Source organism: Leifsonia araucanica (genome assembly GCF_051161895.1).
Classification (GTDB): Bacteria; Actinomycetota; Actinomycetes; order Actinomycetales; family Microbacteriaceae; genus Leifsonia.
This window is the reverse complement of record NZ_JBMBTW010000002.1, coordinates 3392227-3418116: the sequence shown is the minus strand read 5'-3', so window position 1 is coordinate 3418116 and position 25890 is coordinate 3392227. Positions and strand designations below refer to the sequence as shown.

Below are 25890 nucleotides of genomic sequence, written 5' to 3'. Positions count from 1 at the left end.
CGGGGCGGGAGCGTCAGGACCGCGCGAGGAACGGGTCGATCGCCGCCCAGGTCTCCTCCGGCGCTTCCAGGTGGGGAAGGTGCCCTGCTGCCGAGATCTCGGCGAACTGCGCACCGGGAATCGCGTCGGCGACCGCCCGTCCGTATGCCGGGGTGACGATCCGGTCACTCTCGCCCCACACCATCAGGGTGGGCACCCGGATGCCACCGAGCCGGCCGAGCAGGGCAGGGTCGCTCATCCCGGCGCCCGCGATGGCGGCCATCGTTCGACCGTTGGACTGCTGCACGGCGCGCTGCGCGTCTGTCGCCAGCGCGGGGTCCCGGTAGCCGCGGTCCGGATCGTGCCAGGCGAGCTCGGCGAGACCGCGGGCGTCGAGGGCGAAGAAGTCCGCGACCGGCTCGCCGTCGACCACCGCCCCGACACCGTCGATATCGACCACGGCGCCGATCAGGCCGGCGTACCGCTCGTCCGCTGCGGCCTGCACCGCCATCTCGAGGGCGAGCCAGCCGCCGATGGACGACCCGACCAGCACGACGTCCCGCTCACCGCCGGCGAGCAGGCGCCCGAGGTAGTCGGAGGCGAGGTCGGCGACCGAGGCGATGGATGCGGGGAGCGGCGTCCCCTCCCACCCCGGGTGCGTCGGGGCGACAGCGTGCATCGTCGACGCGAGGTGCCCGACGATCGGAGCGACGGTCTGCGGTCCGCCCCCGCCGTGGAGCACGAGCGCCGTGTGCGACGCGGGGTCGCCGGCCTGGCTGAGCGGGAGGTCTTCGAACGGGGACATGGTCATCATGCTCCTAAATCAACATGTTTATTTACGGATGTTGATACGCTAGCACTGTGACGACGAACCTGGAAGTGCTCGGCCAGACGATCAAGCGCGCGCAGTACCGCAACCACCGCACGATGGACGCCGCCCTGCATGACGTCGGCATCAGCCTCGTGCAGTGGGACGCGCTGCGCGCCATCGAGCGCATGCCCCACGCCTCCGGGCACGACCTGGCAGTAGCGACCTTCCAGAGCGACCAGTCGTTCGGCACCCTGGCGACCCGCCTCGTCGCCCGCGGCCTCATCTCCCGCTCGGCGGGCCGGGGCCGCCGCATCGAGCACGCCCTGACCGACGCGGGCCACGCGGCGCTGGCGGACGGCTACCGTGTGGCCTCCGGGGTGCTCGACGAGCTCTTCGCACCGCTCGACGAGGACCAGCGTGCGACCCTGCTCGCGGTGCTGCAGGTGCTGACGGCGGATGCGGCGGAGTCTCCGGGGCCGATTCTCACGCGTCGGTGATCAGCCCTCCGGGGCCGCGAACAGCGCATCCGGTTCGAACTCGGTGGGCGCGGCCGGGTCCAGTTCGACGATGATCGCGCCCGTCTGGTCGGTGATCACCACCAACTGGGAGCCGACCACCGGGACGCGGGATGCGATCGTCGTCATGCGCACGGGTACGGATGCGGTCCCGGTGCCGGAGGGGAAAGTCACCGTGCCGTCGAAGATCGGCTGATCGGAGACCCAGAGGTTGCGGAAGCGGCGCTCGGAGAGCGTGCCGACGCGGCGGGTACCGTCTGCGCGGAGGCGCGCGATGGTGGACTGACGGGAGCGGGCGTGCGCGAACGCCGGGGCGAGCCGGACGACGAAGACGAGCAGGGTGATCCCGGACGCGGCAGCCGCGAGCACGCCCAGCTCGCGCGGGATGGTCGGCGATGCCACCACCGCCGTGAGGTCGAACGGAGGTGTCGGGTGCACCGCGTATGTGACGATGCTCCAGCCGCCGATCCCGAGCGTCAGTCCACCCCAGAAAGCCGTGCCACCGGTGATCGACGCCACCCGCGACTGCCCGAACGCCTCGGCGATCCTATGGCGGAGAGCGACCGTGGCGTACAGGGCGAGGACCGCGATCACCAGCGCGGCCACGACGGGGACAGGCTGATCGAGCGCGTGGCCGAGCGCGGAACCGGGCTGCTCGAACAGGGCGGCCGCGAGCATCCCGGTACTGGCGGCCCAGAAGAGCACTGCTGCTATGGACTGGGCGGCCATCACGCCGTCGAAGCGGCCCGGCATGCGGCCGGGCGGGAGCTGGGTGATCCTGCCGCCACGGTCGGTCGTCGACAGCCGCGGGTACGACACGTCCTCGTCGCGTCGGTCTTGGACGGCACGTTTCGCCATGTGCCGTTTATACCGCGCGTCTGCGGTGGTGCGGTAGAGACCGGTGCGTCAAGCGAGGGCCGCCGCCAGGTACGGGGCAGAAGCGCTGGCGGCCGCACCGGCGACCTCCTGGGGTGTCCCAACGGCGACGACCGTCCCGCCGAGCTCGCCGGCGCCGGGGCCGAGGTCGACGACGTAGTCGGCGGTGGCAACGACGCGCATGTCGAGTTCGACCACGACCACCGTGTTTCCCGCGTCGACCAGGCTCTGCAGGTGTTCGATCAGGCGGTCGGCGTCTGCGCAGTGGAGGCCGGAGGTCGGTTCGTCGAGCACGTACAGGGTGTCTGCGCGCTGGGCACGCTGCAGCTCGGAGGCGAGCTTCACCCGTTGCGCCTCTCCACCGGACAGTTCGGTCGCCGGTTGCCCCAGCCTCAGGTAGCCGAGTCCGACATCCATGAGCGCCGTCAGTGAGCGCATGATCTCGTTCTCGCCGCCGAAGAAGTCATGGGCCTGCTCCACCGACAGCGCGAGGATCTCGGCGATGTTCCGGTCACGCCAGGTGATCTCGAGCGTGTCGTCGTTGTACCGGGCGCCGTGGCATTCGGGGCAGACCGTGTACACCGATGGCAGGAACAGCAGCTCGACCATCACTGCACCCTCGCCTTCGCAGGTCGGACAGCGGCCCCCGGCCACGTTGAAGGAGAACCGGCCGGGCCGGTAGCCTCGCGTGCGCGCCTCCGGGGTCTCGGCGAAACGACGCCGGACATGGTCGAACAGGCCCGTGTATGTCGCGACGTTGGAGCGCGGGGTGCGGCCGATGGGCTTCTGGTCGATGTTGACCACCCGGCGGACGCCACGAAGGTCGCCGGACACCGTGCCTTCGAGCAGCTCAGGGCCGTCCGCGAGCAGGAGGTCGTCGGATTCCGGAGCACTGTCGGCCAGGTCGACCGGGCGGCCGAGGTGGTCCCCGAGCAGCGCGGGCAGCACCTGGCTGACCAGGCTGGACTTTCCCGACCCGGACACTCCCGTCACCGCAGTGAACGCCCCGAGTGGGATCGAGACCGACACGTCGCGCAGGTTGTTGCGGGTGATCTGCTCCAGCGTCAGCCACCCTGTCGTCTCGCGCGGAGTCCGTGGAGCGAGCCCGCGCCGGCCGAACAGATAGTCCCTGGTCACCGACTCATCGACGTCCGCCAGCCCATCCGGTGCTCCGCTGTAGAGGACGCGACCGCCCCTTTCGCCCGCTCCCGGACCGATGTCGACCAGCCAATCCGCGTGCCGCATCACGTCGACGGAGTGTTCGACGACGAACAGGCTGTTGCCTCGTTTCTTGAGCCCCTCGAGGATGCCCAGGAGGGCGTTCACATCCTGCGGGTGGAGGCCGGCCGACGGTTCGTCGAGCACATATACGACCCCGAACAGCTCAGAGCTCAGCTGGGTGGCGAGCCGCAGTCGTTGCAGCTCCCCTCCGGACAGGGTCGGCGTCGTGCGGTGCAACGACAGGTACCCCAGCCCGAGGTCGATGATCGGGCGCAGGCGCTCCAGCAGCTCGGCGGCGAGGCGGGCAGCCGCCGCGCCCTTCTCCACCGCCTGGTTCGGGTTCCGCACCAGGTCTGCGAGCCGTACGGAGAGCTCGCGCAGCGGAAGCCGGGAGAACTCGGCGATGTCGAGTCCTTCAAACGTCACGGAGAGCGCCTCCGGCTTGAGCCGCTTGCCGTGACACACCGGGCACACGGCGGAGGTGAGATATTCCGCGACCCGCCTCTTCATCGACGCGCTCTTGGTCGTGGCGAACGTGTCGAGCACGTAGCGGCGGGCGCCCACGAAGGTCCCCTGATAGCTCGGCTCCATCCCTGCGGAAATCGCCCTCCGCGTCTGCTCGGGAGTGAACCCCGCGTAGACCGGGGCGGTCGGGCGTTCCTCGGTGAAGAGGATCCAGTCGCGATCCTCGCGCGGAAGGTCGCGCCAGGGCGTGTCGACGTCGTAGCCCAGGGACACCAGGATGTCCCGCTGGTTCTGCCCGTGCCACGCCGTCGGCCAGGACGCGATCGCCCGCTCCCGGATCGTGAGCGATGGGTCGGGGACCATCTGCTGCTCTGTGACGGCGTACACCCGGCCGATGCCGTGGCATTCCGGGCAGGCGCCCTGCACGGTGTTGGCCGAGAAGTCCTCCGCGTAGAGCATCGACTGACCGTCCGGGTACTCCCCCGCACGCGAGTACAGCATCCGCACGAGACTGGACAGCGTCGTGATGCTGCCCACCGTCGAGCGCGGGCTGCGCCCACCGCGTTGCTGCTGGAGCGCCACCGCCGGCGGCATTCCGGTGATCGAGTCGACGTCCGGGACACCGGCCTGGTCGATCAGACGCCGGGCGTACGGGGCGACGGACTCCAGGTACCTGCGCTGCGACTCCGCGAAAAGCGTCCCGAAGGCCAGGGACGACTTCCCCGACCCGGACACCCCGGTGAACACGACCATCGCATCGCGCGGGACGGTGAGGTCCACGTTCTGCAGGTTGTGCTCGCGGGCGCCTCGCACCTGAACATCCGGCTGTATCACGGACGGGTCTTCATTCGTCATGGTCTCCCGACCCCTCCTTCACCGCCGGATGCTCACAGCGTCGACGCCCGAGAAGGTGCGCAAGCCGATCCACCCATACTCCCCGGGAGGGCGACGAATCGGTAGGGGGAGACCCCAGACCCACGGGGATGCGACCCGGCGGGCACAAAAAAAGCCCCGAGATGGCGAGATCTCGGGGCCAGTAGCGGGAGCGGGACTCGAACCCGCGACACCACGATTATGAGCCGTGTGCTCTAACCACCTGAGCTACCCCGCCGCTGCCTCCCGCTGTCGTGCCGGGAGGAGGGAGCCCCCTGTGGGAATCGGACCCACTACCTCTTCCTTACCAAGGAAGTGCTCTACCAATGAGCTAAGGGGGCGAAGCCTGCGCAGCTTCCGCTTCGCGTTTTTGGCAACCGTACGAGGATACCATCTGCGCGAGGGTGGTTTGTACACGCGCACGCCCCCGGCCCGGAGTGGCGACCATCCCGAGCCGGATGCCGTGGGTCAGGCCGCGTCGCGCTCCTCGGAGGCGCCGGACAGCGCATCCAGTTCGTCGTCGGTGAGGTCGAGCGTCACCGACGCGAGGAGGTCGGGGAGCTGGTCGAGGGTGCGCGCGCTCGCGATCGGGGCGACGACGGTGGGCTGTGCCGCCAGCCAGGCGAGGGCGACGGATGCGACGGACACGTCGTGGGCGGCCGCCACGCTGTCGAGGGCATCGAGGACGGCGCGGCCGCGGTCGTCGAGGTACTTCGACGCCCCGGCGGCGCGGGCGCTGTCGACCGTGACGCCGTCGCGGTACTTGCCGGTGAGGAAGCCGGCGGCGAGCGCGAAGTAGGGAACGACGCCGAGGTTCTCGCGCTCGGCCAGCGCGCGGTACTTCTGCTCGAAGTCGCGCTCGACCAGGTTGTAGTGCGGCTGCAGGGCGACCGCGCGGTGCAGGCCCTCCGCCTCGGTGATCCTGAACCACTCCTCGATGCGCTCCGGGGAGTAGTTGGAGATGCCGATGTAGCGCACTTTGCCGGCGTCGACCAGGCTCGACAGCGCGGCGACGGTCTCCTCCAGCGGAACCGTCTCGTCGTCGAAGTGCGCGTAGTAGAGGTCGATGTGGTCGGAGCCGAGGCGTTCGAGCGATGCGTCCGCCGCGCGCAGGATGTTGTCGCCCGCGAGACCCTTGAAGTCGGGGTGCTGGCTGACCTTGGTGGCGAGCACCACGTCGTCGCGGTTGCCGCGCGCCTGGAACCACTGGCCCAGGATGCGCTCGCTGTCCCCTCCGGTGTTGCCGGGCACCCACGCCGAGTATCCGTCCGCCGTGTCGACGAAGTTGCCACCCGCAGCCACGTAGCCGTCGAGGACGGCGAACGACGTGTCCCGATCGGCCGTCCATCCGAAGACGTTGCCCCCGAGCGAGAGGGGGAAGACCGAGAGGTCGGACGATCCGATGGTGCGACGTGGTGCTGTCATTCGTATTTCTCCTTCGATGGCGTCGATTGACGGTGCTCTCACGCTAACGCGGAGTGCTGACGGCTATTCCGGGATCGTCTGAAGATGTGGAGAAGTTACGGCGGATGCCTACTGTGGAGGGATGCAGATCTCCGCGCGCCCCGATCGCGCCGACCTGACCGCGGATTGCGCGCGGTGCGTCGGCCTCTGCTGCGTCGCCCTCGCGTTCGCCCGCTCCTCCGAGTTCGCGTTCGACAAGGCGGCAGGCGAACCGTGCGTCAATCTCGACGACGGCCACCGTTGCCGCATCCACCCGGAGCTGCGCGAGCGGGGCTTCTCCGGATGCACGGTCTTCGACTGCTTCGGGGCCGGCCAGCAGGTCACCCAGCACACCTTCGGCGGAGGCGACTGGCGCGAGCGCCCCGAGCTCCGCGGCGAGATGTTCGCCGTTTTCCCGATCATGCGCCAGCTGCACGAGCTGCTCTGGTACCTCGACGAGGCCATCCTGATGCCGGCGGCGGCTCCGCTGCGACAGCGACTGGATGCGGCACGCACCGAGGTCGCGCTGGTCGCCGACTCTCCCGCCCACCGCATCCTGAGCGTCGAGGTGGACGACCTGCGGGCACCCGTCGCCGAACTGCTGCGGGCCGCGAGCCGCCTCACCCGCGAGGCGAACGTCGCCGCTGCACCGCCCGATCAGCGCCTCGCCCCCGGCGCCGACCTTGTCGGGGCGGACCTCGCCGGACGCGACCTGCGCGGCGCCGAACTCCGCGGCGCCCTCCTGATCGCCGCCGACCTGAGCGGGTCCGACCTGTCGTACGCCGAGCTGATCGGCGCCGACCTCCGGGATGCGAACCTCCGCGGCGCCGACCTGCGCACGGCGATCTACGTCACCCAGGTGCAGGTCAACGCGGCGAAAGGGGATGCGCGCACGCTGCTCCCCGCAGGGCTCGTCGCCCCGTCGCACTGGGCGGTCTAGAGCGCGCCGATCCCTGGCAGCGCCCACGCCGTGAACGCCGGGCCGCTGGAGGTGAACCGGATGCCGTCCTCTCCGCCGGAGACGATCGCATCCCCGACCAGCGGCGTCGCGGCGTCCACTCCACCGAGAGCGGCAGCATCCACCGTGAACGACACATCGGCCCGCGCTGCCAGCACCAGCACCGACTCGTCCTCCGCCTCGCGCACGAAGGCGAGAGCGTCGTCTCCGACGTGCAGCCACCGCATCCCGCCGCTGTTGAGCGCCGGGTGCGCGCGCCGCAGGCCGATGAGCGTCGCGTAGAGGTCGACGGAGGCTGCGGCGGTGGTGTGCTCCGTTCCCCACGGCAGCGGCGTCCGCGATGCCTCGCCGTCGATCCCGGTCAGCCCGAACTCGTCGCCGGCGAACACCACGGGGATGCCGGGCAGCGTCACCGAGAGGCCGAGCGCGACGGGGACGGTGCCAGGCCGGGCGTTGGTCAGGAAGCGCGGGGTGTCGTGGGTGTCGAGCGCGTTCATCGTCCCGAGCCTGGTGCGCCACGGGAACCCGGCCGTGAACTGGCGGTGTGCAGCGAACACCTGCCCGCCCGTGTACGTCGGGATGGTGCCGAACGGCAGCCCGAAATAACTGGATGCGCTGCCCTCCTCCGACAGCCAGCCCCAGACCGGCCTGGTGAAGTTCGCGTACGTCATGGCGCCGTGCCAGGCGTCGCCCTGGAAGTCGCTCGACGCGTCGTTGGTCGACTCGCCCAGCAGGATCGTGTCCGGGTTGACGGCGAGCATCGTGGCGCGGATCATCCGGCGCACGGACTCGTTGAGGTCCTGGTCCCCGTACCGTCCCGTCATGTTGGCGACGTCGATGCGCCAGCCGTCGAGGCCGTACGGCTCCTGCAGCCAGCGGCCGACCACCGAGTCCGGTCCCTCGATGAAGCGTCGGCGCAGCTCGTTCGAGTTCCAGTTCAGCTTGGGCAGGCTGGGGACGCCGAGCCAGGAGACGTACTGCGTGTGCTCCTCGTTCAGCCAGAGGAAGAACTCGCTCTCCGGCGCATCCGGGTTGCCGTACGCGGCCGTGAACCACTCGTGGCCGACGCCGCAGTGGTTGGAGGTGAGGTCGCCGATCACGCGCAGGCCGCGCTCGTGGGCGGCGGCGGTCAGACGCGCGAGCGCCTCGTTGCCGCCGAGCAGCGGGTCGACCATCGCGAAACTGGAGGCGTCGTAGCGGTGGTTCGAGCTTCCCGGGAAGACCGGCGTGAGGTAGATGGTGGTGATGCCGAGGCGTTCCAGGTGGTCGAGGTGCTCGATCACGCCGTCGAGGTCGCCGCCGTAGAACTGCTGCGACCGGCCGGGCGGCACGTCGTCCACGGGGTCGGACCAGGCCGCGGGGATGGCCCAGGCCGGCGCGGGCCGGGAGTCCGCGGCGGCCGAGCGCGCGAAGCGGTCGGGGAACACCTGGTAGAGCACGGTCTCTTTGACCCACGCCGGCGGGGCGGAGAACGCGACGAGCTTGAAGTCCTCGGAGTCGAGCGTCTCGATGTCGTGCACGCCGGTGGCGTTCACCCACACCTTGCCGCCGTCCGCGCGGGAGATGAGGAACCGGTAGCCGTGCACCGGGTTCTCGACGATGACCGGAGCCTCCCACCAGTCCCAGCCGTCCGCGGACGCGACGAGCTGTGCGTCGGAGAACCGCGGCTCGTGGTCGGGGTTGGAGCGGGTGCGCACCGCATCCACTGCTCCCCAGCTGTGCGGGATACGGAGGCGCACCTGCACGTGGTCGCCGAGCGACGGCTCCTGGGTCGACACGTGGAGCGGCGAGCCGTCGTGGTGGGGCAGGTGGAACGAGGTGGTCATTTGACGCTCCCGGCCGTGAGTCCGCCGACGATGTATTTCTGCAGGAAGAGGAAGAGCGCCATCACCGGAAGCGCGGCGAGGACCGCGCCAGCAGCGAAGATACCGTAGTTCTCGGAGAACTGCTGCGACACGAACTGGAACAGCCCGACCGCCAGCGTCTGCTTCTCCGGCGTGATCAGCACGGTGCTCGCGATGACGAACTCGTTGGTCGTGCCGAGGAACGACAGCAGCGCCACCACGGCCAGGATGGGCGCCACCAGTCGCAGGATGATCGTGAAGAAGATGCGTGCGTGCCCAGCGCCGTCGAGCTTGGCCGCCTCGTCGATGGAGGTGGGCACCGTGTTGAAGAACCCGTACATCAGGTAGGTGTTCACCCCGAGCGCTCCGCCGAGGTAGACCATGATGAGGCCGAGCTGGCTGTCCAGGCCGAGCGCGGGGAACACGTTGCCGATGCCGTCGAGCAGCAGGAAGATCGCGACCATCGCGAGCAGCTGCGGGAACATCTGCACGAGGAGCAGCGTCAGCAGGCCGATGCGCCGGCCGCGGAACCGCATCCGGGAGAAGGAGTACGCGGCGAGCGCCCCGAGGAACACGGAGCCGACGGAGGTCGCGATGCCGATGACGAGAGTGTTGCCGAACCACGCGGCGTACGGCTGCTGCGGCAACTGGAACAGCGTGACGTAGTTGGCCGGGTCGATCACCGAGAACGGAGCGTTCGCGGTCATCAGCGTGCCGCCGGGACGCAGGGATGCGGAGAGCACGTAGACCAGCGGGAACGCGGAGAAGATCACCATGACCACGCCGACCACGTGCCGCCACCCTGTGGCGCGGAACCATTTCCCGAACGTCGGCCGACGGGATGCTGTCAGTGCTGGTGCGGTCATCAGGTCAGCTCCTCGAGGGCTTTAGTCTGGCGGAAACTGATCGCGGAGATGACGGCCACCACGATGAAGATGATGATCGACAGCGCGCTGGCGAGGCCGTAGTCGCGGTTGGCACCGACGAAGGCGACCTTGTAGACCATCGAGATGAGGATGTCCGTCGCCCCGACGTTGATGCCGGCGCTCGCATCCTGCGGTCCGCCGTTGGTCAGCATGTAGATCAGGTTGAAATTGTTGAAGTTGAACGCGAACGAGCTGATCAGCAGCGGCGCGAGCGAGACGAGCAGCAGCGGGAACTTGATCAGCCGGAACGACGCCCAGGCGCTCGCGCCGTCGACGCGTGCCGCCTCCTGGAACTCGTCGGGGATCGACTGCAGCGCACCCGTGCAGACCAGGAACATGTACGGGAAGCCCATCCACAGGTTCACGAACAGGATGCTCGCCTTCGCCAGCCACTCGTTCGTCAGCCACGGGATCTCCGCCCCGCCGAACAGCACCTGGTTGACGAACCCGAACTGCGGGTTGAGCATCCCGGCCCAGACCAGGGCGGAGAGGAAGGCGGGGAACGCGTACGGCAGGATCATGGCGATCCGGTAGAACTTGCGGCCGCGCATCCGCATGTCGTTGAAGACGATCGCGAGGAACAGGCCGAGCACGAACGTGGTCGCGACGGAGAGGATGGCGAACGCGAACGTCCACAGGGTCACTCCGAGGAGCGGTCCGCGGATGGACTCGGTGGTGAATGCGCGCACGAAATTGTCGAAGCCGACCGTGATCTGCCAGCCGGGCATCAGCTGCTTGCCGTTCGGCGCCGTGAAGGCACCCTGCCCGGTGTCCGAGTAGACGGTGCCGGTCTTGCTATCCGTCATGGTCCCCGCCGCGGCGTCGTAGCTCAGCGTCGACCGGTAGAGGTAGGCGCTGCTGCCGTCCGACGTGCGCAGCGCTCCGTCGTTGGGGTCGCTGCTGACGGCGACGCTCAGCTTCGCGATCTCGTCCTGCTTGTCGATCACCTGCGCGAAGTTCAGGGTGCGGTAGCCGGGAGCGGCCACCGCCGTCCCCTCCTCGTCGAGCGTCGCGCCGGACACCTTCTCGAGCGGGCTATCCGCCGTGCCGACCTCGACGGAGCCGTCCGGGTCCGTCACGAGGAAGCCGAGCTGCCCCGCGCGCTCGACGACGCTCAGGCGGTAGGTCGGCGAGTCAGGAACCCTGGCCTGCGCGGACTGCAGGAGGGCGGTGACCGCGTCCTCCTTGGTGCTGTTGTGCCCTGTGCCGTAGTTGGTGAACGCGATGTAGCCGGAGTAACCGATCACGAACACCTGGAACACGAGCAGGAAGATCACGCCGGGGGTGAGGTATTTCGCCGGAAGCTTGCGCTTGCCGAAGTAGATCCAGTTGACGACGAGCGTCACCGCGAGCACGATGCCGAACGGCAGCCAGCTCTTGTTGGCGAAGAGGACGAACAGCGCGTAGAGGCTGGTCGCGTCCACGATGCCGAGCAGCAGGATCTTCAGGATCAGCGTCTTCACGCCGACCGACGCCTCCTCCGCGACCCGCGCAGCGCGCAGGGAGCGCTTCGAGCGGGGAGTGGGGTCGTCTCCGCCGTCCGGACGCGACCGCTCGTCGCTGTCCGGTGCAGTTCGCTGGGTTGTCGTCATCGCGCGGCCCTCCTCGACCACGGCGGCGTCCCGGCCGGTCTGCCGACCGGCCGGGACGCGCATCCGGTTACTGGGCGATCGCCGTCTGGATGTCGGTGGTCATCTTCTGCCAGAGCGCAGCCGGGTCGCCCTTGCCGTCGATGATGGCGGCCTGGGTCACGCCCCAGAACTGCCACACCTTGCCCATCGCCGGGATGTTCGGCATCGGCTCTCCGGAGGCGCCGACCTTGCCGAAGCCCTCGATGATGGGGTCGCTGGCCGCCTTGTCGAACGCCGCGGTCAGCGCCGGCGGGCGAGCGCCCACCTTGTAGAGCGCGGTCTGCACCTTCTCGGTGCCGATGTAGTTGGTGAGGAAGTCGTTGGCGGCGAGCTTGTTCTTCGTCTTGGAGCTGACGAAGAAGCCCTGCACGCCCACGAACGGTGCGGAGGGCGCGCTCCCGACCGACGGGATGGGGTCGACGGCCAGCTTGATGCCGGCCTTCTCCGCGTCAGCGACGTTCCACGGACCGGTGAGGAAGAACGGCGCCTTGCCGGAGTTGAACTTCTCCTTGGCGATGTCGCCGGTCACCGAGGTGCTGAGCACCCCGGCCTTGCCCTGCTCGGCGAGCCAGGCGGCGAAGGCATCACCGGATGCTCCACCGATGGTGAGCTTCTTCGGGTCGTAGCTGCCGTCGGCGGCCGTGCCGAAGACGGGGGCGCCGAACGACGCCTGGAACGGGTACAGGTGGTACGGGTCGGACTGCGGCCCGACCTGCACCACGAAGCCCTTGGAGACCATGTCGGCATACGACGACGCCGGCTCAGGGGCCAGCGCGGTGTTGCGCAGGATCGCGATGTTCTCGATCGAGTACGGCAGTCCGTACGTCTTGCCCTCGTAGGTCATCGCGCTGACGGCGACCTTCTCGAAGCCGGCGGCCTTGTCGCCGAGCTCGATGGGCTGGACGACGCCGTTGGTGACGAAGTTGCCCGTCCAGTCGTTCGCGCCGATGGTGATGTCCGGGCCCTTGCCGGTGGGGACCTGGGCGACGAACTGGTCCTGGATCTTGGCGAAGTCCTTCTGCACGAGGGTGACCTTCACGCCGGTCTCCTTGGTGAAGGAAGCTGCTGCGTCCTTCATCACCTTGGCCCGGTCTGCGTCGACCCAGACGGTCAACGGGGTCTTGCTCTCAGAGCCGGACGTCGAGGAGGAGCCGGCTCCTCCCGAGCATCCGGCGAGCGCGAGCGCCGCCGTGATGGCGACCGCGCCTGCGGTCAGAAGGGTGCGGGGTTTCACCGTCATTGGTGTGCCTTTCGTTGGAATGCTGCAAGCGTTTTCATTGATACCGGACTTCTGCGTCGTTTGCAAGCGCAGAGAATACGTGGATGTTACGGGTCTCCCGAGTTTGCGCGGGCAATGCTGCGCGCATAGGATCGCTCGATCATGGAAACGCTTGCACGATCCTCGCACACCCGGTCCCGGGCGCCGCTAGGATCATCAGCGACCGAAGGCGAGGAGAACATGGCGGGCATCGAAGACGTCGCGCGTCTCGCCGGAGTCTCCACCGCGACCGTCTCCCGGGCGCTCAGCGGGAACGCGCACGTCTCGGAGGGGACGCGGGCGCGGGTGGCTGAGGCCGCATCCACGCTGGGCTACGTGGTCTCCTCGTACGCGTCGAGCCTCGCATCCGGTCGCACCAAGAACGTCGGCGCCGTGGTGCCACACCTCAACCGGTGGTTCTTCTGCTCGGTCATCGAGGGTGCGGAACGCGCGCTGCTGCGCCGCGGATACGACCTCACGCTCTACAACCTGAGCGGCAGCGGCGACGAGCGGCGCACGGTGTTCGAGAACCATCTGCTGCGGCAACGCGTGGATGCGGTCATCGCCGTCTCCCTCGAACTCACCGACGACGAGGTGGGCCGCCTGCTGCGCATCGGCAAGCCGCTCGTCGGCGTCGGAGGGCCGCTGCGCGGGGTGCCGTCGCTCACGATCGACGACGTCGCCGTCGCGGAGCTCGCCACGGCGCACCTGATCGCGCTCGGCCACCGCCGGATCGGCCACATCGGCGGCAGCCACGAGTTCGACCTCGACTTCCACATCCCGACCAACCGGAGGCTCGGCTACGAGCGGGCTCTCGCCTCGGCGGGCATCCCGGCCGAGGACGCCCTCTACCGCAAGGCCGACTTCACCATCGCGGGCGGATACGGGGCGGCGAAGCAGCTGCTCGGAGCCCCGCACGACCGGCCGACGGCGATCTTCGCCGCGTCCGACGAGATGGCCATCGGCAGCATCCTCGCGGCCCGCGACCTGGGGCTCACCGTGCCGGGCGACGTGTCGGTGATCGGCATCGACGACCACGACCTGTCCGACTTCTTCGGCCTCAGCACGGTCGCGCAGTTCCCCGACCGCCAGGGCGAGCAGGCGGTGGAGCTGCTGATGCGGTCGCTTCAGCCTTCACCGCAGCCCTCATCGTCCACAAAGGCGGAGGCGGCTACCATGTCCGTGAGCGCCGACGATGCCGCCACGATTCCGGTCCCATACGAGTTGATCGTCAGAAGCAGCACGGCCGTCCCGCCCGCACACTGAGCGGAACCGCCCTGTCGATCGGCCCGTCCCCAGCGCCGCCATCGCCCGAAACCACCCCATCCCCCTTCCGAGACAGGTGATCGTCATCACGTCCCCAGCATCGTCGCGCGAGCAGCGCACATCCACCCCAGCAGCATCCACGGGCGCCGCATCCGGCACCGCCCTCGCGCCGAGCAGCCCCGGCAGGGAGTGGTGGCGCTCCGCCGTCATCTACCAGGTGTACCCGCGCTCGTTCGCCGACGCGAACGGCGACGGCATGGGCGACCTGCCCGGCATCACGCACCGCCTCCCCGCGCTCCGCAGTCTCGGCGTGGATGCGGTCTGGCTGTCCCCGTTCTTCACCTCGCCGCAGAACGACGGCGGATACGACGTCGCTGACTACTGCGACGTCGACCCGCTGTTCGGCACGCTCGCCGACTTCGACACGATGCTCGAGCGCGCGCACAGCCTCGGCCTGCGGGTCATCATCGACATCGTCCCCAACCACAGCTCCAGCGCGCACGCCTGGTTCCAGGCCGCGCTGGCCTCCGCCCCCGGCAGCGAGGAGCGCGCGCGGTACATGTTCCGCGACGGCAAGGGCCAGAACGGCGACCTCCCGCCGAACAACTGGGAGTCGATCTTCGGCGGCCCGGCCTGGACGCGCATCACCGAGCCGGACGGCACCCCCGGCCAGTGGTACCTGCACCTGTTCGACAAGTCCCAGCCCGACCTCGACTGGGAGAACCCGTGGGTGTGGGAGCAGTTCCGCGGCATCCTGCGGTTCTGGCTCGACCGCGGCGTCGACGGCTTCCGCGTGGATGTGGCGCACGGCATGGTCAAGGAGGCCGGCCTCCCCGACTACACGCCTCCCGCGAACGCCGGCAGCATGGGCGGTGTCGCCCTCGAACCCGAGATCGGCGCTCACGCGTCCAGCGAGCCGCCCACTCCCCCGTACTTCGCTCAGGACGGGGTGCACGCTATCTACCGCGACTGGCACAAGGTCCTCGAGGAGTACGAGGGCGACCGCGTGCTCTGTGGCGAGGCCTGGGTCGAGCCGCTGGAGAAGCTGGCCCGCTGGGTGCGCCCGGACGAGATGCAGCAGACCTTCAATTTCGGCTACCTGGAGACCCCGTGGGACGCGGCGGCGCTGCGCACGGTGATCGACCGCTCGATCTCCGTCTTCGCGAGCGTCGGCGCGCCGAGCACCTGGGTGCTGTCCAACCACGACGTGGTCCGCCACGCCACCCGCCTCGCTCTGGAGGGCGAGAACCTGCAGGGCCACGGCATCGGGCCGAAGTCCACGGGCATCCCGGACACGGCGTTCGCGCTGCGCCGCGCCCGTGCTGCGACCGCGCTGATGCTGGCGCTCCCCGGCTCGGCGTACCTGTACCAGGGCGAGGAGCTCGGCCTTCCCGAGGCGATCGACTTGCCGGACTCCGCACGCCAGGACCCGACGTGGTTCCGCACCAACGGAGAGCGGTACGGCCGCGACGGCTGCCGCGTGCCTCTGCCGTGGGAGGGCACGGAGCCGTCCTACGGCTTCGGGCCCGGCGCGGCCAGCTGGCTGCCGCAGCCCGCATCCTGGGCGTCGTACACGCGAGACACCCAGGAGGGCGTCGCCGGCTCGACGCTGACGATGTACCAGGATGCGCTCGCGGCGCGCCGGGAGCACGACCTCGCCTTCGGCACGCTCGAGTGGGCCGACCTGGGCGAGGATGTGCTCGCATTCCGTTCCGGGAATGTGTTCGTGGTGGCCAACGTTGGCTCCGCGCCGGTGGCGCTCCCCGACGGTGAGGTGCTCCTCGCGAGCGCCCCGCTCAGCGACCGCACGCTCCCGCAGGACACCACGGTCTGGTTGCGCGCGTAGTTACCCCGAGATGCCAGTAACTGCGCCGCCTCCCGGGCGTTTCGCGACAGTTACTGGCATCTCGCCGTTAGGAGGCGTTGGCGGTGAGCCAGGCGTACGGGTCGACCTGCCGGGTGCCGTCGAGCAGGATCTCGAAGTGCAGGTGCGCGCCGGTGGAGACACCGGTGTTGCCGACGAGACCGACGGTCTCCGCCACCTTCACCTGCTGACCGACGCTCACGCGCACCGACCCGGACTGCATGTGGCAGTACTTGCTGCTCACCAGTTGCCCGCCGATCATGTGGTCGATCGTCACGTTGACGCCGCATCCACCGTTGTCGCCGGTGACCACCTCGCGCACGACGCCGTCGGCCATGATCTGGATGGGCACCCCGGACCCCGGCGTGAAGTCGATGCCCATGTGGTTCGTGGATGCACCCTCGGTCGGTGCCGCCCGCGGCCCGAACCAGTCGGAGATCGGCACCCCGAGCGGGAACGGCCACTGCACGGCCCCCGCCGGGTTGTTGGTGAACGTGTCCGCGATCCGCATGGAACGCAGCCCGGCGACCTTCTCGCGCGAACTCACCTGCATGCCGTCCCGGACGATGGATGCGACGCCCTGCTGGGCGGGAGCCGCGAACCCCTGCACCCCGTCCGACGGGGTGGCGGGAGCGAGCTGCTGCGCCTGGATGGCCTGGGCGCGCACGTCCTCCTCGGTGAGCAGCGCCATCGCAGGGACGGACGTGGCCACGCCGATCGCGACGGCAAAGGTCAGGGCGACGGCGCTGAGGCCCTTGCGGGAGCGGGACGTGGGAGAGGTGCGCGCAGCGCTGCCCGCCGGAGCCGCACTACGCGTCGGCCCCGCCGCCCCACGTCGTCCGGCTTCCAGCATCCGCTCGCGCTCGCGCAACGCGCGCCGGATGAGCGGGACCGCATCCGGAGTCGCCGACACGTCGACCGGGCGCTCGGGCACCGGGGAGTTCAGGCGGTCGGGAGTCAACGGTATGGTCGGCTTTCGATCTTTCTCAGACGTTCACAGGGGATTACTCTTGCGCGGCGGCAAGACAACCCTCCCAATGTAACGAATGCGTAACCGACTTCCCAAGCCATTCAGCAAAAATGATGCGAACACATGGGTATTTCAGCGCCAGGCCGAGTAGTACTCCTGCACGAGCGGATTGAGCTTCTCGTACAGCGCAGGCGGTGCGGCCACCAGCAACTCCGCTCCGGCCTGCAGGTCGCCGAGCCCGCCGACGACCGCCCCCGCCTCCCGCGCGATGAGCGCCCCCGCCGCGTGGTCCCAGGGATTCAGGCCACGCTCGAAGTACGCATCCAGCCGCCCGGACGCCACATTGCAGAGGTCGAGGGATGCGGTGCCGATGCGCCGAACATCCCGCACCTTGCCGATCAGTTGCGCGACGAACGCCGCCTGGCGCTCCCTGATCGTGGCGTCGTAGCCGAACCCCGTGCCGACCAGTGCCAGCTCGAGCGGAACGTCCCCGTTGACGTGCAGCTCCTTGCCGTTCAGCCGCGCTCCCCCGCCCGCCGCCGCCGTGAACGCCTCGCCGCTGACCGGGTTGACCACAGCGCCCGCGAGGGTGGTCCAGGTCTGCGGGTCCGCGTCGCCCTCGACCACGGCGATGCTCACGGCATAGGCGGGGATGCCGTAGAAGTAGTTGACGGTCCCGTCGATGGGGTCGACCACCCAGGTCAGCCCGCTCGTCCCTTCACCGCCGCCCGATTCCTCCCCGAGGAACCCGTCCCGCGGCCGAGACGCGGCGATCGCCTCACGCACCAGACGCTCCACCTCACGGTCGGCACGCGTCACGATGTCGGTCAGCGACGACTTGGATGCGGCGATCTCCACCCCCTCCGACCGCCGCAGCTGGGCGAGGTCGGCAGCGCGACGCGCGACGGTGAGTGCGATATCCCGGAGTTCGGCGTTGGAAGGCATGAGGACAGCCTGACAGACGTGGAGGCGTCCGGTCGGTCGGCGATGCGAAAGCCCCGGTCGCACAGAAAAGCCCCGGTCACACAGACCGGGGCTTTCAAGCGATGTGGCGAGTGAGGGATTCGAACCCCCGAAGGCTACGCCGGCTGATTTACAGTCAGATCCCTTTGGCCGCTTGGGTAACTCGCCGTTGGCGCTCCCGACCACCAGTGTTCTCGTGATCGAAGGCGCTCGACAAGAATACTGTTCCAACGCCCGCAGACGAAATCAGCGCACGCCCAGCCGGTTCCCGGGCGTGGCAGGGTCGGCGCCCGCCTCTGCCGTCGGCAGATTCGCGCCGGGCAGAAACGCTCGCGCTCGGTGGCCATCCCTTCGCAGGATGGGCGCATGAGCACCATGACGGACAACACACCGGACCAACTGATCTTCAAACGTCTTCTCGAAGAGCGGATCGTCTTCCTCGGCAGCGAGGTCACCGACGACTCGGCCAACGAGATCTGCGCCCAGCTCCTGATCCTCAACTCGATCGAGCCGGAGCGGGACATCTACCTCTACATCAACTCGCCGGGCGGCTCGATCACCGCGGCGTTCGCGATCTACGACACCATGAACTTCGTGCAGGCCGACGTCGCGACGGTCGCGCTGGGCTTCGCCGCGTCAGCCGGGCAGTTCCTGCTGTCCTCCGGCGCGGAGGGCAAACGATATGCGCTGCCGAACGCGAGCGTGGTGATGCACCAGCCCCACGGTGGTTTCGGGGGGACGTCGGCGGACATCCAGACCCAGGCGAAGCAGATCCTGTACTTCAAGAAGCGCATGGCCGAACTCACGAGCGTCCAGACCGGCAAGCCGATCGAGCAGATCCTCGAAGACGGCGACCGGGACCGCTGGTTCACAGCCGACGAAGCGCTCGCCTACGGGTTCGTCGACCACGTCGTCGGGTCGACCCGCGCGCTGCCGAAAGGCTGAACCGTGCTGCACGTCGAGGTGGAGGACGAGACAGTGGCGCAGCACCGACCGGTGGATGCACGGGATGCGCGGGATGCGCGGGATGCGCGGCGTATGCGGGGTGCGTCAGGCGGCCAGCAGCACCGCGCTGGCGGGTCCGTCCTGCGGGGGCTCGGCGATGCGGAGGTCGGCGGGCTGCGCGTCGAGCAGGTCGGCGAGGCGGAGGTCGACGGAGATGCCGGGCCCGAAGGCGCCCGCGCTGCTGCTGCCGCTTCCCGCGGGAGCGAGTTCGCGGACCGGCGCTGCCGTACGGGTCTCGACGGGGCGAAGGCTGACGAGGTCGGCGGTGGCGAACTCGGCGGCGACCCTGGTGAGCAGTTCGCCCTCGCTGATGTCGAAGACACGGCACAGCGTGGCGAGGATCTCGGAGGAGGCCTCCTTGCGACCGCGCTCGATCTCCGACAGGTACGGGATGGAGACGCTGGCCGTCTCGGACAGCTGACGCAGCGTCTCACCGCGTTCCAGCCTCAGCCGCCGGAGCACGGCCCCGATCGCATGTCTGAGCAGCATGTCCCCTCCTCGTCCGTCGACGTGTCCGCCAGCCTAGGCGCGCACCCGCCGACGCGCCCGCACCTCCGCACGATTCTGCTCACGGCAGAATCCGCGACCCGGGCGCCGCCGCCGCACGCGCCAACGCGAGCGCGCCGACCACGAGCGCGCATCCGGTGACCCAGCCTGCCACCATCGCCCCGGCCAGCAGGATCACGAGCACCCCGCCTGAACCGCACGCCACAGACAGCGCCACCAGCCCGGGATGCGCGCCGACCCCCGGCCGCACCGCCGCACGTTCCGCGCCGCCACCATCAGCCGTCGCGCGCCCGGCCGTTCCACGCCGCGCCCCACCGCGCCCCGCCTCCGCGCGCCCGGCCACCGCGACCAGCGCGGCCACCGCGACGCCCACCGCCGCCAGCCACATCCCGCGCGTCGCCCACCAGTCCGGCGTCAGCGGCTGCGGCAGCGAGACCCCGGACAGCAGGAGCAGCCCGGCGAGCGCGATCAGCGCGAGCATGTGCCAGGAGTAGATCGTCATCGCGCGGGCGTTGACGGCCTGCACGACGGCGGAGAGCATCCGGTTGCCCGCGAGCCTGCGCAGGGCGGGCCTTGCCAGGGAGAACAGTGCCAGCTGGGCGATCCCGAGCAGCACCAGGGCGAACGTGGGCGGGTTGAGGTTGGCGAGCAGGTCGAAGGAGTACACCCCGGTCGCCGCGAGCAGGAACAGCGTGGCCGTCGCCCCTGCGGCGAGCGCGACGAGCGTGCGGCGCTGCAGCCTGGAGAGGGTGCCGTCCGCGAGCCAGAATCCCAGCTGCTGCACCAGCAGCCAGACGAAGAGGAGGTTCGCGAAGCCGACAGCCGTGACCCCGGTGGATGCGCGGACGACGTCGACACCGACCGCCAGCGCCGCCAGCACGGCCACCGTCGCAACGGGGAACCGCCTGTGCGCGGCGACGAGCGCGGGCACCGCCGCCGTGCACAGCACGTACACGCCGAGGAACCAGAGCGGCTGGCTCAGCCGGAACCCGGCGACGGCGACCAGCTCCGGCGGAACACCGCACAGCGTCAGCACCGCCAGGACCACGGCCGAGGCGGCGATGGCGGCGGCTGCGGGGAGAAGGAGGCGGCGCATCCGGCCGGCGAGGTAGGCGGCGGGCGTGGTGCCGCCGGCGCGCATCCCGGACCAGTGCAGGAAGCTGGAGAACCCGCCGAGCACGAAGAAGAGGGGCATGACCTGCGCCAGCCAGGTGAGCGCGGGGAGGCCTGCCCAGCCGTCGAGAGCGTTCTCGAGCACGGGTGCGCCGTCGTGCACGCTCACGCCGACCATCAGCGCGTGCAGCAGGACCACGACCACGAGGCAGGCGGCCCTGGCGAGGTCGACCGCAGCATCACGAGCACCCGCACGGCCACCCGCGGACGCACCCGCCCGACTCCGCGCTGTGCCACTTGCGGCATCCCGCACCGCCTCCGGTGCGAACGAGACCGACATAGGTTTCCCCTTCCGTCCGGCCCCCTGTGGGCCGTCTCCGGAAGGTTCTCAGCGGGCTCGACCGACGGTCGTCCGCCCGGGGAGCCAACCCTGACCCCTACCGCGGTACGGGTCACGCGGCAGGCGTCAGCCGGTAGGGTCCGCCGCCGCTACGGCGCCGGTTCCACCAGCCCGGCGTCGAACGCCAGGATCACCGCGTGCACGCGGTCGCGCAGCCCGAGCTTGCTGAAGATGCGGCTCACGTGCGTCTTCACCGTCTGCTCCGCGATGAACAGGTCCGCGGCGATCTCGCCGTTGGACTTGCCTCGTCCGATCAGCACCAGGATCTCGCGCTCCCGCTCGGTGAGGTCGGCGAGTTGCAGCGCGTGCCTGCTTCCGGCCGGGCGTTGGGCGGCGAAGCGTTCCAGGAGCCGTTTGGTCACGCGCGGGGCGAGCAGCGCATCCCCTGCCGCCACGATGCGGACCGCCTGCACCAGGTCGCCGGGGGTCGCGTCCTTCAGGAGGAAGCCGCTGGCGCCGGCCGAGAGGGCCTCGTGTACGTAGTCGTCGGCGTCGAACGTGGTCAGGACGAGCACGAGCGGCTGGTGCGGTTCGCCTCTGCCCGTCGGGTGGATGAGCTCGCGAGTGGCGTCGATGCCGTTCATCCCCGACATCCTGACGTCCATGAGTACGAGGTCGGGCTTCAGCCGCCTGGCGAGCGTGACCGCCTCCTCGCCGTCCGCCGCCTGACCGACCACCGTGATGTCGTCCTGGGCGTCGAGGATGGCGGCGAACCCTGCCCGCACCATCGCCTGATCGTCGGCGATGAGTACGGTGATGGTCATACTGTTCCTCTCGACACGACGGGGATGCGCGCACGGACGACGAAACCGCCGTCGTCCGTGCGCTCCGCCTCCAGACTGCCACCCAGCAGGGCGGCGCGCTCGCGCATCCCGCGGATGCCGTGTCCTCCGGTGTCCGGAGCCGGTGCGGAGGCCGGTCGCCCCGGCGCGCGCTCGTTGCGCACAGACACGTCGAGGGCGTCCCCACTGCGGTCGAGCGTCACGACCGTCGCTGCGCCCGTCGCGTGCCTGGCCACGTTGCTGAGGGCCTCCTGCACGATGCGGTACACCGTCAGCGACACGGCGGGGTCGAGGGCGGCGACGTCCTGTGCGGCCACCCGGTCGTCCAGGCGCACGGCCCCGCCTGCTCGGGATGCGCGCGCCACCAGCCCGGCGATCTCGCCCACCCCAGGCTGCGGCGCCGTCTCCACCACCGTGTCCTCGCTGCGGAGCACTCCGAGCAGCGTGCGCATCTCGCCCATCGCCGCACGCGCGGTGGCGGCGAGGTCGTCGAACTCCTCGGCCGCCTCCTCGCTCAGCGACGGGATGCGATACCTGGCACTCGACGCCTGCACCTGGATGGCCGACATGCCGTGGGCGACCACGTCGTGCAGTTCCCTGGCGATGCGGGTGCGTTCCTCCGCGATCTCGCGGCGGGTCAGCTCGGAAGCGGAGATCTGCTGCTCCCTGAGCAGCTGGCGGCGCACATCCTGCCAGTTGGTGACCAACGTGGCGCCCAGCATCGCGGCGGCGGTGATCGACCAGAAGACGATGAGGTCGGCGGTGATCGCGCCGGAGGTCGCGGGCGGCCGGGCTGCGACCAGGGCGACAAGGATGCTGCCGAGGGCGCCGCCCGCCCAGCCGACCAGGCCGACGCGCCAGTCGGAGCGCAGCGTCGCGATCACCAGCACCAGCGCGCTGGCGACGATCGTCGGCACCGCGACGGGCCACGGGCTCGCGCCGTCCGGCACGGACGCGAATCCGGCGGCCACCAGAGTCACCACCGAGATCACGACGGCAAGGCGCGGCGAGACGATCGCCAGCACGATCGACGCCGCCTGAGCGACACCGAGGCCGAGAGCGATGACCACCGGGATGCCGTACAGCGTCGAGCCGAGCGACGAGGTCAGCGCCAGGATCGCCACGGCGGCGGTCGAGCCGATCCCCCAGAGGAGGACGAGCATCCCGTCGAGCCTGGTGCGCAGCGGTGGGTGTTCGGCCGTCATCGTCATCTCCTTGGTCCGTCCGCGCACACCAGCACTCCATCCGGCCGCGTCTCCGCGGCCTCGACCTCATCCAGCACCGCGGCGGGCGCGGCCGCCGCAGCACGCTTCGCGCGGCGCCGGGCTGCGAACCGCATCCCCGCGTCGAGCAGCACACCGGTCAGGAGTCCCATCGCGATGCCCGCGAGCATCCCGAGCAGCGGGTTGCCGTGCAGCCAGTGCCCGGCGAGCAGTCCCACCGTAACGCTGTACGCCGCCCAGGACAGACCGGCGAGGACCGACAGCCCGAAGAACCGGCGGCGCGAGAACCCGGATGCTCCCGCGACGAGGTTCACGGCGACCCGTCCGACCGGGATGTAGCGCGCGGTCAGCAGCAGCACGGCGGCACGGCGATCGAGGCCGTCGCGGGCCCAACCGAGGGCCGCCTGCATCCTGGGCCTCCGCATCCAGCGGAACCGGGTGAGCCCGACGCCGCGACCGATCGCGAAGGTGACGTTGTCGCCGACGATCGCGCCGATGGCGGCGCAGGCGATGATGATGGCGATGTTCGGCTGGCCGAGCGTGATGCTCGCCGCCGCTGCCGCGATCACCACCGACTCGCTCGGCACGGGAGGGAAGAACGCGTCCACGAAGACGACTGCGGCGACCAGCAGGTAGATCCACGGCGACGACACCGCCTGCGCGATCAGTTCGTTCAGTGCGTCCATCCCGTGCTCCCCTCGGATACGGGCGGAGGTTTCCGCCCGTATCCGACGTTAGGGAGACGGGGTGCCGTAGCGCGTCACCCGGGGGTACCCCGGCACCCCTACCGGAGGGGGATATCTCCGGATGCCGCGGCCTGCGCCGGAGCGAGCGGCGCCGTCTGCTCCGGCGCTGCTGCGGCGGGTTGCGCGGCCGGGCGTCCCGGCAGCAGAGCGGACAGCCCGATCGCCAGCACGGTGAACCCGACCGCCCACCAGAACGCCTGGTCGAACGCGTCCGCGATTCCGTCCAGCGACGTGGCGCCCACCGCTGCACCCTGCAGGATCACGGCCAGGAGCGCGACGCCGAACGAACCGCCGAGCTGCGAGGTGATCCTGGTCAGGATGCTCGCGTGCGGCACCTCGCTGCGTTCCAGCCCGATGAACGCGACCGCCATCAACGGGATGGTGACGGCTCCGAGACCGAAACCGCGCACGAAGAGGGCGGCCATGAGCATCCACTCGTTCGTGGTGGGGGTGGTGAAGGCGAACGGCACGGTCGCGATGCCGACGATCGCGAAGCCCGCCATCGACACCCAGCGTGCGCCGAGGCGGTCGGTGAGCCGTCCGGCCGTCGTGCGGCTGAGCAGGGTGCCGATGCCCTGCGGCACCAGCAGCAGTCCAGCTCCGAGCGCGTCCGCTCCCCTGACCTCCTGGAAGTAGAGGGGAAGGAGCAGCATCGCCCCGTAGAGCGAAGCGCCGGACAGGAAGAGCAGCGTGGAGGCGGAGGCCACGGGGCGGTGCCGGAACAGCCGCACGTCGACGAGCCCTCCCTCCCCGCGCCGCAGCGCCCAGAGCACGAAGGCCGCGAGCAGCAGGGCTCCGGCGATGAGGGGCACGAGCACGTCGCCGCGGCCGAAGCCGCCGTCCTTGCTCACATTGGACAGACCGTAGAGCAGGCCGACCACCGCCGGCGACAGTAGTACCAGCCCCACCCAGTCCAGTCTCGGCCGGGCGCCGAGGGTGTCGCGGGGCAGCATCCGGATGGCGAGCACGATGCCGACGACGCAGAACGGGACGTTGACCCAGAACAGCCAGCGCCAATCGAGGTAGCTGAGGATGAGGCCGCCGAGCACCGGGCCGAGGATGGGGCCGAGCACGGCGGGGAGGCTCACCGCGGACATGATGCGGCCGAGGTTCTGGCCGTGCGCCGCCTGCATCACGAGGGTGGACATGAGCGGGAGCATGATGCCGCCGCCGATGCCCTGAACGACGCGGAAGGCGATGAGGCTGGGCGCATCCCACGCCAGGCTGCAGAGCACGGAGCCGAGCAGGAAGATCGCGAGGGCGATGATCCAGAGCCGCTTGCCGCCGATCCGTTGCTGCGCCCAGCCGACGATCGGGATGGTCACGCCGAGCGCCAGCAGATACCCGGTGCTGACCCACTGGATGGTGTCGACCGAGGTGTGCAGGTCGGTGGCGAGCGTGTGCAGGGCCACGCTCACGATGGTCGTGTCGAAGATCACGGCGAGCGCGCCGATGATCACGACGACGGCGATGCGAACGACCCCGGGGTCGAGCTTGGACTTCTCGGTCACCATGTCTCCTTAAGGTACGCGACTGTATCTTATCGAGATCATAGGTCGACGCGATAAGATACGCAAATGGATCTTGTTGAGCAGCCGACCGCGGAGGCGGACGCACCCGCCCGGCGACGCCGAGGGGCCGAGCTGGAGAACGCGATCCTCGATGCAGCCTGGGACCAGCTCGTCGAGCACGGCTATGCCGCCTTCACCATCGACGCGGTCGCGGCGCGCGCCGAGACCAGCCGCCCGGTCGTCTACCGTCGCTGGCCGACCAGGCAGGAACTGGTCAGGGCGGCCGTCGCACGTGCAGGGTTGCGCGACCAGCCGGCGACGCCGGACACGGGCAGCCTCCGCGGCGACCTGATCGCCCTCCTCACCACGGCCAACGAGACCAGGATCGGCTTCGCCGCCGCCATGAGCGTCCACCTCGGCGGCTACTTCGCCGAGACGGGAACGAGCCTCTCCGACCTCCGCGACGTGCTCATCGGCGGAAGGACGACCAGAGTGGACACCGTCATCCAGCGCGGCATCGACCGCGGAGAGATCGACCCTGCACGCCTCACCCCGCGCATCGCGACGTTGCCGTTCGACCTCTTCCGGCACGACGCCATCATGACCCTGCGGCCGGTGCCGGCGGAGACGATCGAGGAGATCGTGGACACCATCTTCCTGCCGCTGGTGCGACCGGTGGATGCGGGTGGTGCGGGGGCGCGCTAGTGCTCGTCGTTTGGCGCTACGCGCTTGGCGCCCTG

The 25890-nt window shown here is 69.8% G+C and carries 22 protein-coding genes and 3 tRNA genes; 6 read left to right on the top strand and 19 right to left on the bottom strand.

The window, feature by feature from the left end:
• Positions 1 to 13: 13 nt before the first annotated feature.
• Positions 14 to 790 (bottom strand): alpha/beta fold hydrolase, encoded by a 777-nt coding sequence (locus tag ACN6M5_RS16560; protein ID WP_434951510.1) that lies wholly within the window; start codon positions 788 to 790, stop codon positions 14 to 16.
• 50 nt (positions 791 to 840) lie between these two features.
• Between ACN6M5_RS16560 and ACN6M5_RS16555 the strand changes: the two genes are divergently transcribed.
• Positions 841 to 1287, top strand: coding sequence for a MarR family winged helix-turn-helix transcriptional regulator (locus ACN6M5_RS16555; RefSeq protein ID WP_434951508.1), 447 nt, complete (start codon positions 841 to 843; stop codon positions 1285 to 1287).
• Here ACN6M5_RS16555 and ACN6M5_RS16550 read toward each other — a convergent pair whose 3' ends face one another.
• From ACN6M5_RS16550 to ACN6M5_RS16530, 5 genes are all read right to left on the bottom strand, one after another.
• Positions 1288 to 2163 (bottom strand): hypothetical protein, encoded by an 876-nt coding sequence (locus tag ACN6M5_RS16550; protein ID WP_434951506.1) that lies wholly within the window; start codon positions 2161 to 2163, stop codon positions 1288 to 1290.
• 48 nt (positions 2164 to 2211) lie between these two features.
• On the bottom strand, positions 2212 to 4722 hold the full coding sequence (locus tag ACN6M5_RS16545; protein WP_434951504.1) for an excinuclease ABC subunit UvrA: 2511 nt from the start codon (positions 4720 to 4722) through the stop codon (positions 2212 to 2214).
• 182 nt (positions 4723 to 4904) lie between these two features.
• Positions 4905 to 4978 (bottom strand) — tRNA-Met (locus ACN6M5_RS16540).
• 31 nt (positions 4979 to 5009) lie between these two features.
• Positions 5010 to 5081: transfer RNA gene (locus ACN6M5_RS16535), tRNA-Thr, on the bottom strand.
• Between the two features lie 127 nt (positions 5082 to 5208).
• Complete coding sequence (locus tag ACN6M5_RS16530; protein ID WP_434951502.1) at positions 5209 to 6165, bottom strand: aldo/keto reductase; 957 nt, start codon at positions 6163 to 6165, stop codon at positions 5209 to 5211.
• 121 nt (positions 6166 to 6286) lie between these two features.
• Here ACN6M5_RS16530 and ACN6M5_RS16525 point away from each other — a divergent pair, with 121 nt between their 5' ends.
• Complete coding sequence (locus tag ACN6M5_RS16525) at positions 6287 to 7123, top strand: pentapeptide repeat-containing protein (protein WP_434951500.1); 837 nt, start codon at positions 6287 to 6289, stop codon at positions 7121 to 7123.
• Here ACN6M5_RS16525 and ACN6M5_RS16520 read toward each other — a convergent pair.
• From ACN6M5_RS16520 to ACN6M5_RS16505, 4 genes are all read right to left on the bottom strand, one after another.
• On the bottom strand, positions 7120 to 8967 hold the full coding sequence (locus tag ACN6M5_RS16520; protein ID WP_434951498.1) for a glycoside hydrolase family 13 protein: 1848 nt from the start codon (positions 8965 to 8967) through the stop codon (positions 7120 to 7122). The genes ACN6M5_RS16525 and ACN6M5_RS16520 overlap by 4 nt on opposite strands.
• Entirely contained in the window at positions 8964 to 9851 is an 888-nt protein-coding gene (locus tag ACN6M5_RS16515; protein ID WP_085368705.1) for a sugar ABC transporter permease, read from the bottom strand. The genes ACN6M5_RS16520 and ACN6M5_RS16515 overlap by 4 nt, the downstream gene beginning before the upstream one ends.
• Positions 9851 to 11503, bottom strand: coding sequence for an ABC transporter permease subunit (locus ACN6M5_RS16510; protein ID WP_085368799.1), 1653 nt, complete (start codon positions 11501 to 11503; stop codon positions 9851 to 9853). Before ACN6M5_RS16510 ends, ACN6M5_RS16515 begins: the two co-directional genes overlap by 1 nt.
• Before the next feature lie 67 nt (positions 11504 to 11570).
• Positions 11571 to 12782 carry a sugar ABC transporter substrate-binding protein gene (locus ACN6M5_RS16505; protein ID WP_085368706.1) on the bottom strand — a complete coding sequence of 404 codons (1212 nt, stop codon included), beginning with the start codon at positions 12780 to 12782 and terminating at the stop codon, positions 11571 to 11573.
• Between the two features lie 219 nt (positions 12783 to 13001).
• On the opposite strand from ACN6M5_RS16505, the gene ACN6M5_RS16500 reads away from it, so the two are divergent.
• Entirely contained in the window at positions 13002 to 14066 is a 1065-nt protein-coding gene (locus ACN6M5_RS16500) for a LacI family DNA-binding transcriptional regulator (RefSeq protein ID WP_434951495.1), read from the top strand.
• Positions 14067 to 14151: 85 nt separating this feature from the next.
• Positions 14152 to 15912, top strand: a complete 1761-nt coding sequence (locus tag ACN6M5_RS16495; protein WP_434952425.1) for a glycoside hydrolase family 13 protein — start codon at positions 14152 to 14154, stop codon at positions 15910 to 15912.
• Positions 15913 to 15979: 67 nt separating this feature from the next.
• Here the strand turns inward: ACN6M5_RS16495 and ACN6M5_RS16490 are convergent, their stop codons facing one another.
• From ACN6M5_RS16490 to ACN6M5_RS16480, 3 genes are all read right to left on the bottom strand, one after another.
• The gene (locus ACN6M5_RS16490; RefSeq protein ID WP_434951493.1) at positions 15980 to 16891 is read right to left on the bottom strand and encodes a M23 family metallopeptidase; all 912 of its coding nucleotides are present in this window, start codon (positions 16889 to 16891) and stop codon (positions 15980 to 15982) included.
• 141 nt (positions 16892 to 17032) lie between these two features.
• On the bottom strand, positions 17033 to 17845 hold the full coding sequence (locus ACN6M5_RS16485) for an inositol monophosphatase family protein (protein WP_434951491.1): 813 nt from the start codon (positions 17843 to 17845) through the stop codon (positions 17033 to 17035).
• A 104-nt stretch (positions 17846 to 17949) separates the two neighbouring features.
• Positions 17950 to 18031: transfer RNA gene (locus ACN6M5_RS16480), tRNA-Tyr, on the bottom strand.
• A gap of 177 nt (positions 18032 to 18208) precedes the next feature.
• On the opposite strand from ACN6M5_RS16480, the gene ACN6M5_RS16475 reads away from it, so the two are divergent.
• A complete protein-coding gene (locus tag ACN6M5_RS16475; protein WP_256921898.1) occupies positions 18209 to 18808 on the top strand; it encodes an ATP-dependent Clp protease proteolytic subunit in 600 nt (199 codons plus the stop codon).
• Between the two features lie 105 nt (positions 18809 to 18913).
• Here ACN6M5_RS16475 and ACN6M5_RS16470 read toward each other — a convergent pair whose 3' ends face one another.
• The 6 genes from ACN6M5_RS16470 to ACN6M5_RS16445 form a co-directional block, all read right to left on the bottom strand.
• Positions 18914 to 19357: a helix-turn-helix domain-containing protein gene (locus tag ACN6M5_RS16470; protein WP_434951489.1), complete on the bottom strand. Its 444-nt coding sequence runs from the start codon at positions 19355 to 19357 to the stop codon at positions 18914 to 18916.
• 79 nt (positions 19358 to 19436) lie between these two features.
• The gene (locus ACN6M5_RS16465; protein WP_434951487.1) at positions 19437 to 20828 is read right to left on the bottom strand and encodes an acyltransferase family protein; all 1392 of its coding nucleotides are present in this window, start codon (positions 20826 to 20828) and stop codon (positions 19437 to 19439) included.
• A gap of 149 nt (positions 20829 to 20977) precedes the next feature.
• Positions 20978 to 21652 (bottom strand): response regulator, encoded by a 675-nt coding sequence (locus ACN6M5_RS16460; protein WP_434951485.1) that lies wholly within the window; start codon positions 21650 to 21652, stop codon positions 20978 to 20980.
• Positions 21649 to 22875 (bottom strand): sensor histidine kinase, encoded by a 1227-nt coding sequence (locus tag ACN6M5_RS16455; RefSeq protein ID WP_434951483.1) that lies wholly within the window; start codon positions 22873 to 22875, stop codon positions 21649 to 21651. Before ACN6M5_RS16455 ends, ACN6M5_RS16460 begins: the two co-directional genes overlap by 4 nt.
• Before the next feature lie 2 nt (positions 22876 to 22877).
• Positions 22878 to 23579 carry a DedA family protein gene (locus tag ACN6M5_RS16450; RefSeq protein ID WP_434951481.1) on the bottom strand — a complete coding sequence of 234 codons (702 nt, stop codon included), beginning with the start codon at positions 23577 to 23579 and terminating at the stop codon, positions 22878 to 22880.
• Positions 23580 to 23677: 98 nt separating this feature from the next.
• A complete protein-coding gene (locus tag ACN6M5_RS16445) occupies positions 23678 to 25150 on the bottom strand; it encodes an MDR family MFS transporter (protein WP_434951479.1) in 1473 nt (490 codons plus the stop codon).
• Between the two features lie 66 nt (positions 25151 to 25216).
• Here ACN6M5_RS16445 and ACN6M5_RS16440 point away from each other — a divergent pair, with 66 nt between their 5' ends.
• Complete coding sequence (locus tag ACN6M5_RS16440; protein ID WP_434951477.1) at positions 25217 to 25855, top strand: TetR/AcrR family transcriptional regulator; 639 nt, start codon at positions 25217 to 25219, stop codon at positions 25853 to 25855.
• The last annotated feature ends 35 nt before the right edge of the window (positions 25856 to 25890 follow it).

Excerpts from the sequence above, each read along its gene's own strand:
- ACN6M5_RS16560 (WP_434951510.1), bottom strand. The coding sequence starts at position 790 with ATGACCATGTCCCCGTTCGAAGACCTCCCGCTCAGCCAGGCCGGCGAC.
- ACN6M5_RS16550 (WP_434951506.1), bottom strand. The coding sequence starts at position 2,163 with ATGGCGAAACGTGCCGTCCAAGACCGACGCGACGAGGACGTGTCGTAC.
- ACN6M5_RS16545 (WP_434951504.1), bottom strand. The coding sequence starts at position 4,722 with ATGACGAATGAAGACCCGTCCGTGATACAGCCGGATGTTCAGGTGCGA.
- ACN6M5_RS16530 (WP_434951502.1), bottom strand. The coding sequence starts at position 6,165 with ATGACAGCACCACGTCGCACCATCGGATCGTCCGACCTCTCGGTCTTC.
- ACN6M5_RS16525 (WP_434951500.1), top strand. The coding sequence starts at position 6,287 with ATGCAGATCTCCGCGCGCCCCGATCGCGCCGACCTGACCGCGGATTGC.
- ACN6M5_RS16520 (WP_434951498.1), bottom strand. The coding sequence starts at position 8,967 with ATGACCACCTCGTTCCACCTGCCCCACCACGACGGCTCGCCGCTCCAC.
- ACN6M5_RS16515 (WP_085368705.1), bottom strand. The coding sequence starts at position 9,851 with ATGACCGCACCAGCACTGACAGCATCCCGTCGGCCGACGTTCGGGAAA.
- ACN6M5_RS16510 (WP_085368799.1), bottom strand. The coding sequence starts at position 11,503 with ATGACGACAACCCAGCGAACTGCACCGGACAGCGACGAGCGGTCGCGT.
- ACN6M5_RS16505 (WP_085368706.1), bottom strand. The coding sequence starts at position 12,782 with ATGACGGTGAAACCCCGCACCCTTCTGACCGCAGGCGCGGTCGCCATC.
- ACN6M5_RS16500 (WP_434951495.1), top strand. The coding sequence starts at position 13,002 with ATGGCGGGCATCGAAGACGTCGCGCGTCTCGCCGGAGTCTCCACCGCG.
- ACN6M5_RS16485 (WP_434951491.1), bottom strand. The coding sequence starts at position 17,845 with ATGCCTTCCAACGCCGAACTCCGGGATATCGCACTCACCGTCGCGCGT.
- ACN6M5_RS16470 (WP_434951489.1), bottom strand. The coding sequence starts at position 19,357 with ATGCTGCTCAGACATGCGATCGGGGCCGTGCTCCGGCGGCTGAGGCTG.
- ACN6M5_RS16465 (WP_434951487.1), bottom strand. The coding sequence starts at position 20,828 with ATGTCGGTCTCGTTCGCACCGGAGGCGGTGCGGGATGCCGCAAGTGGC.
- ACN6M5_RS16460 (WP_434951485.1), bottom strand. The coding sequence starts at position 21,652 with ATGACCATCACCGTACTCATCGCCGACGATCAGGCGATGGTGCGGGCA.
- ACN6M5_RS16455 (WP_434951483.1), bottom strand. The coding sequence starts at position 22,875 with ATGACGGCCGAACACCCACCGCTGCGCACCAGGCTCGACGGGATGCTC.
- ACN6M5_RS16450 (WP_434951481.1), bottom strand. The coding sequence starts at position 23,579 with ATGGACGCACTGAACGAACTGATCGCGCAGGCGGTGTCGTCGCCGTGG.
- ACN6M5_RS16440 (WP_434951477.1), top strand. The coding sequence starts at position 25,217 with ATGGATCTTGTTGAGCAGCCGACCGCGGAGGCGGACGCACCCGCCCGG.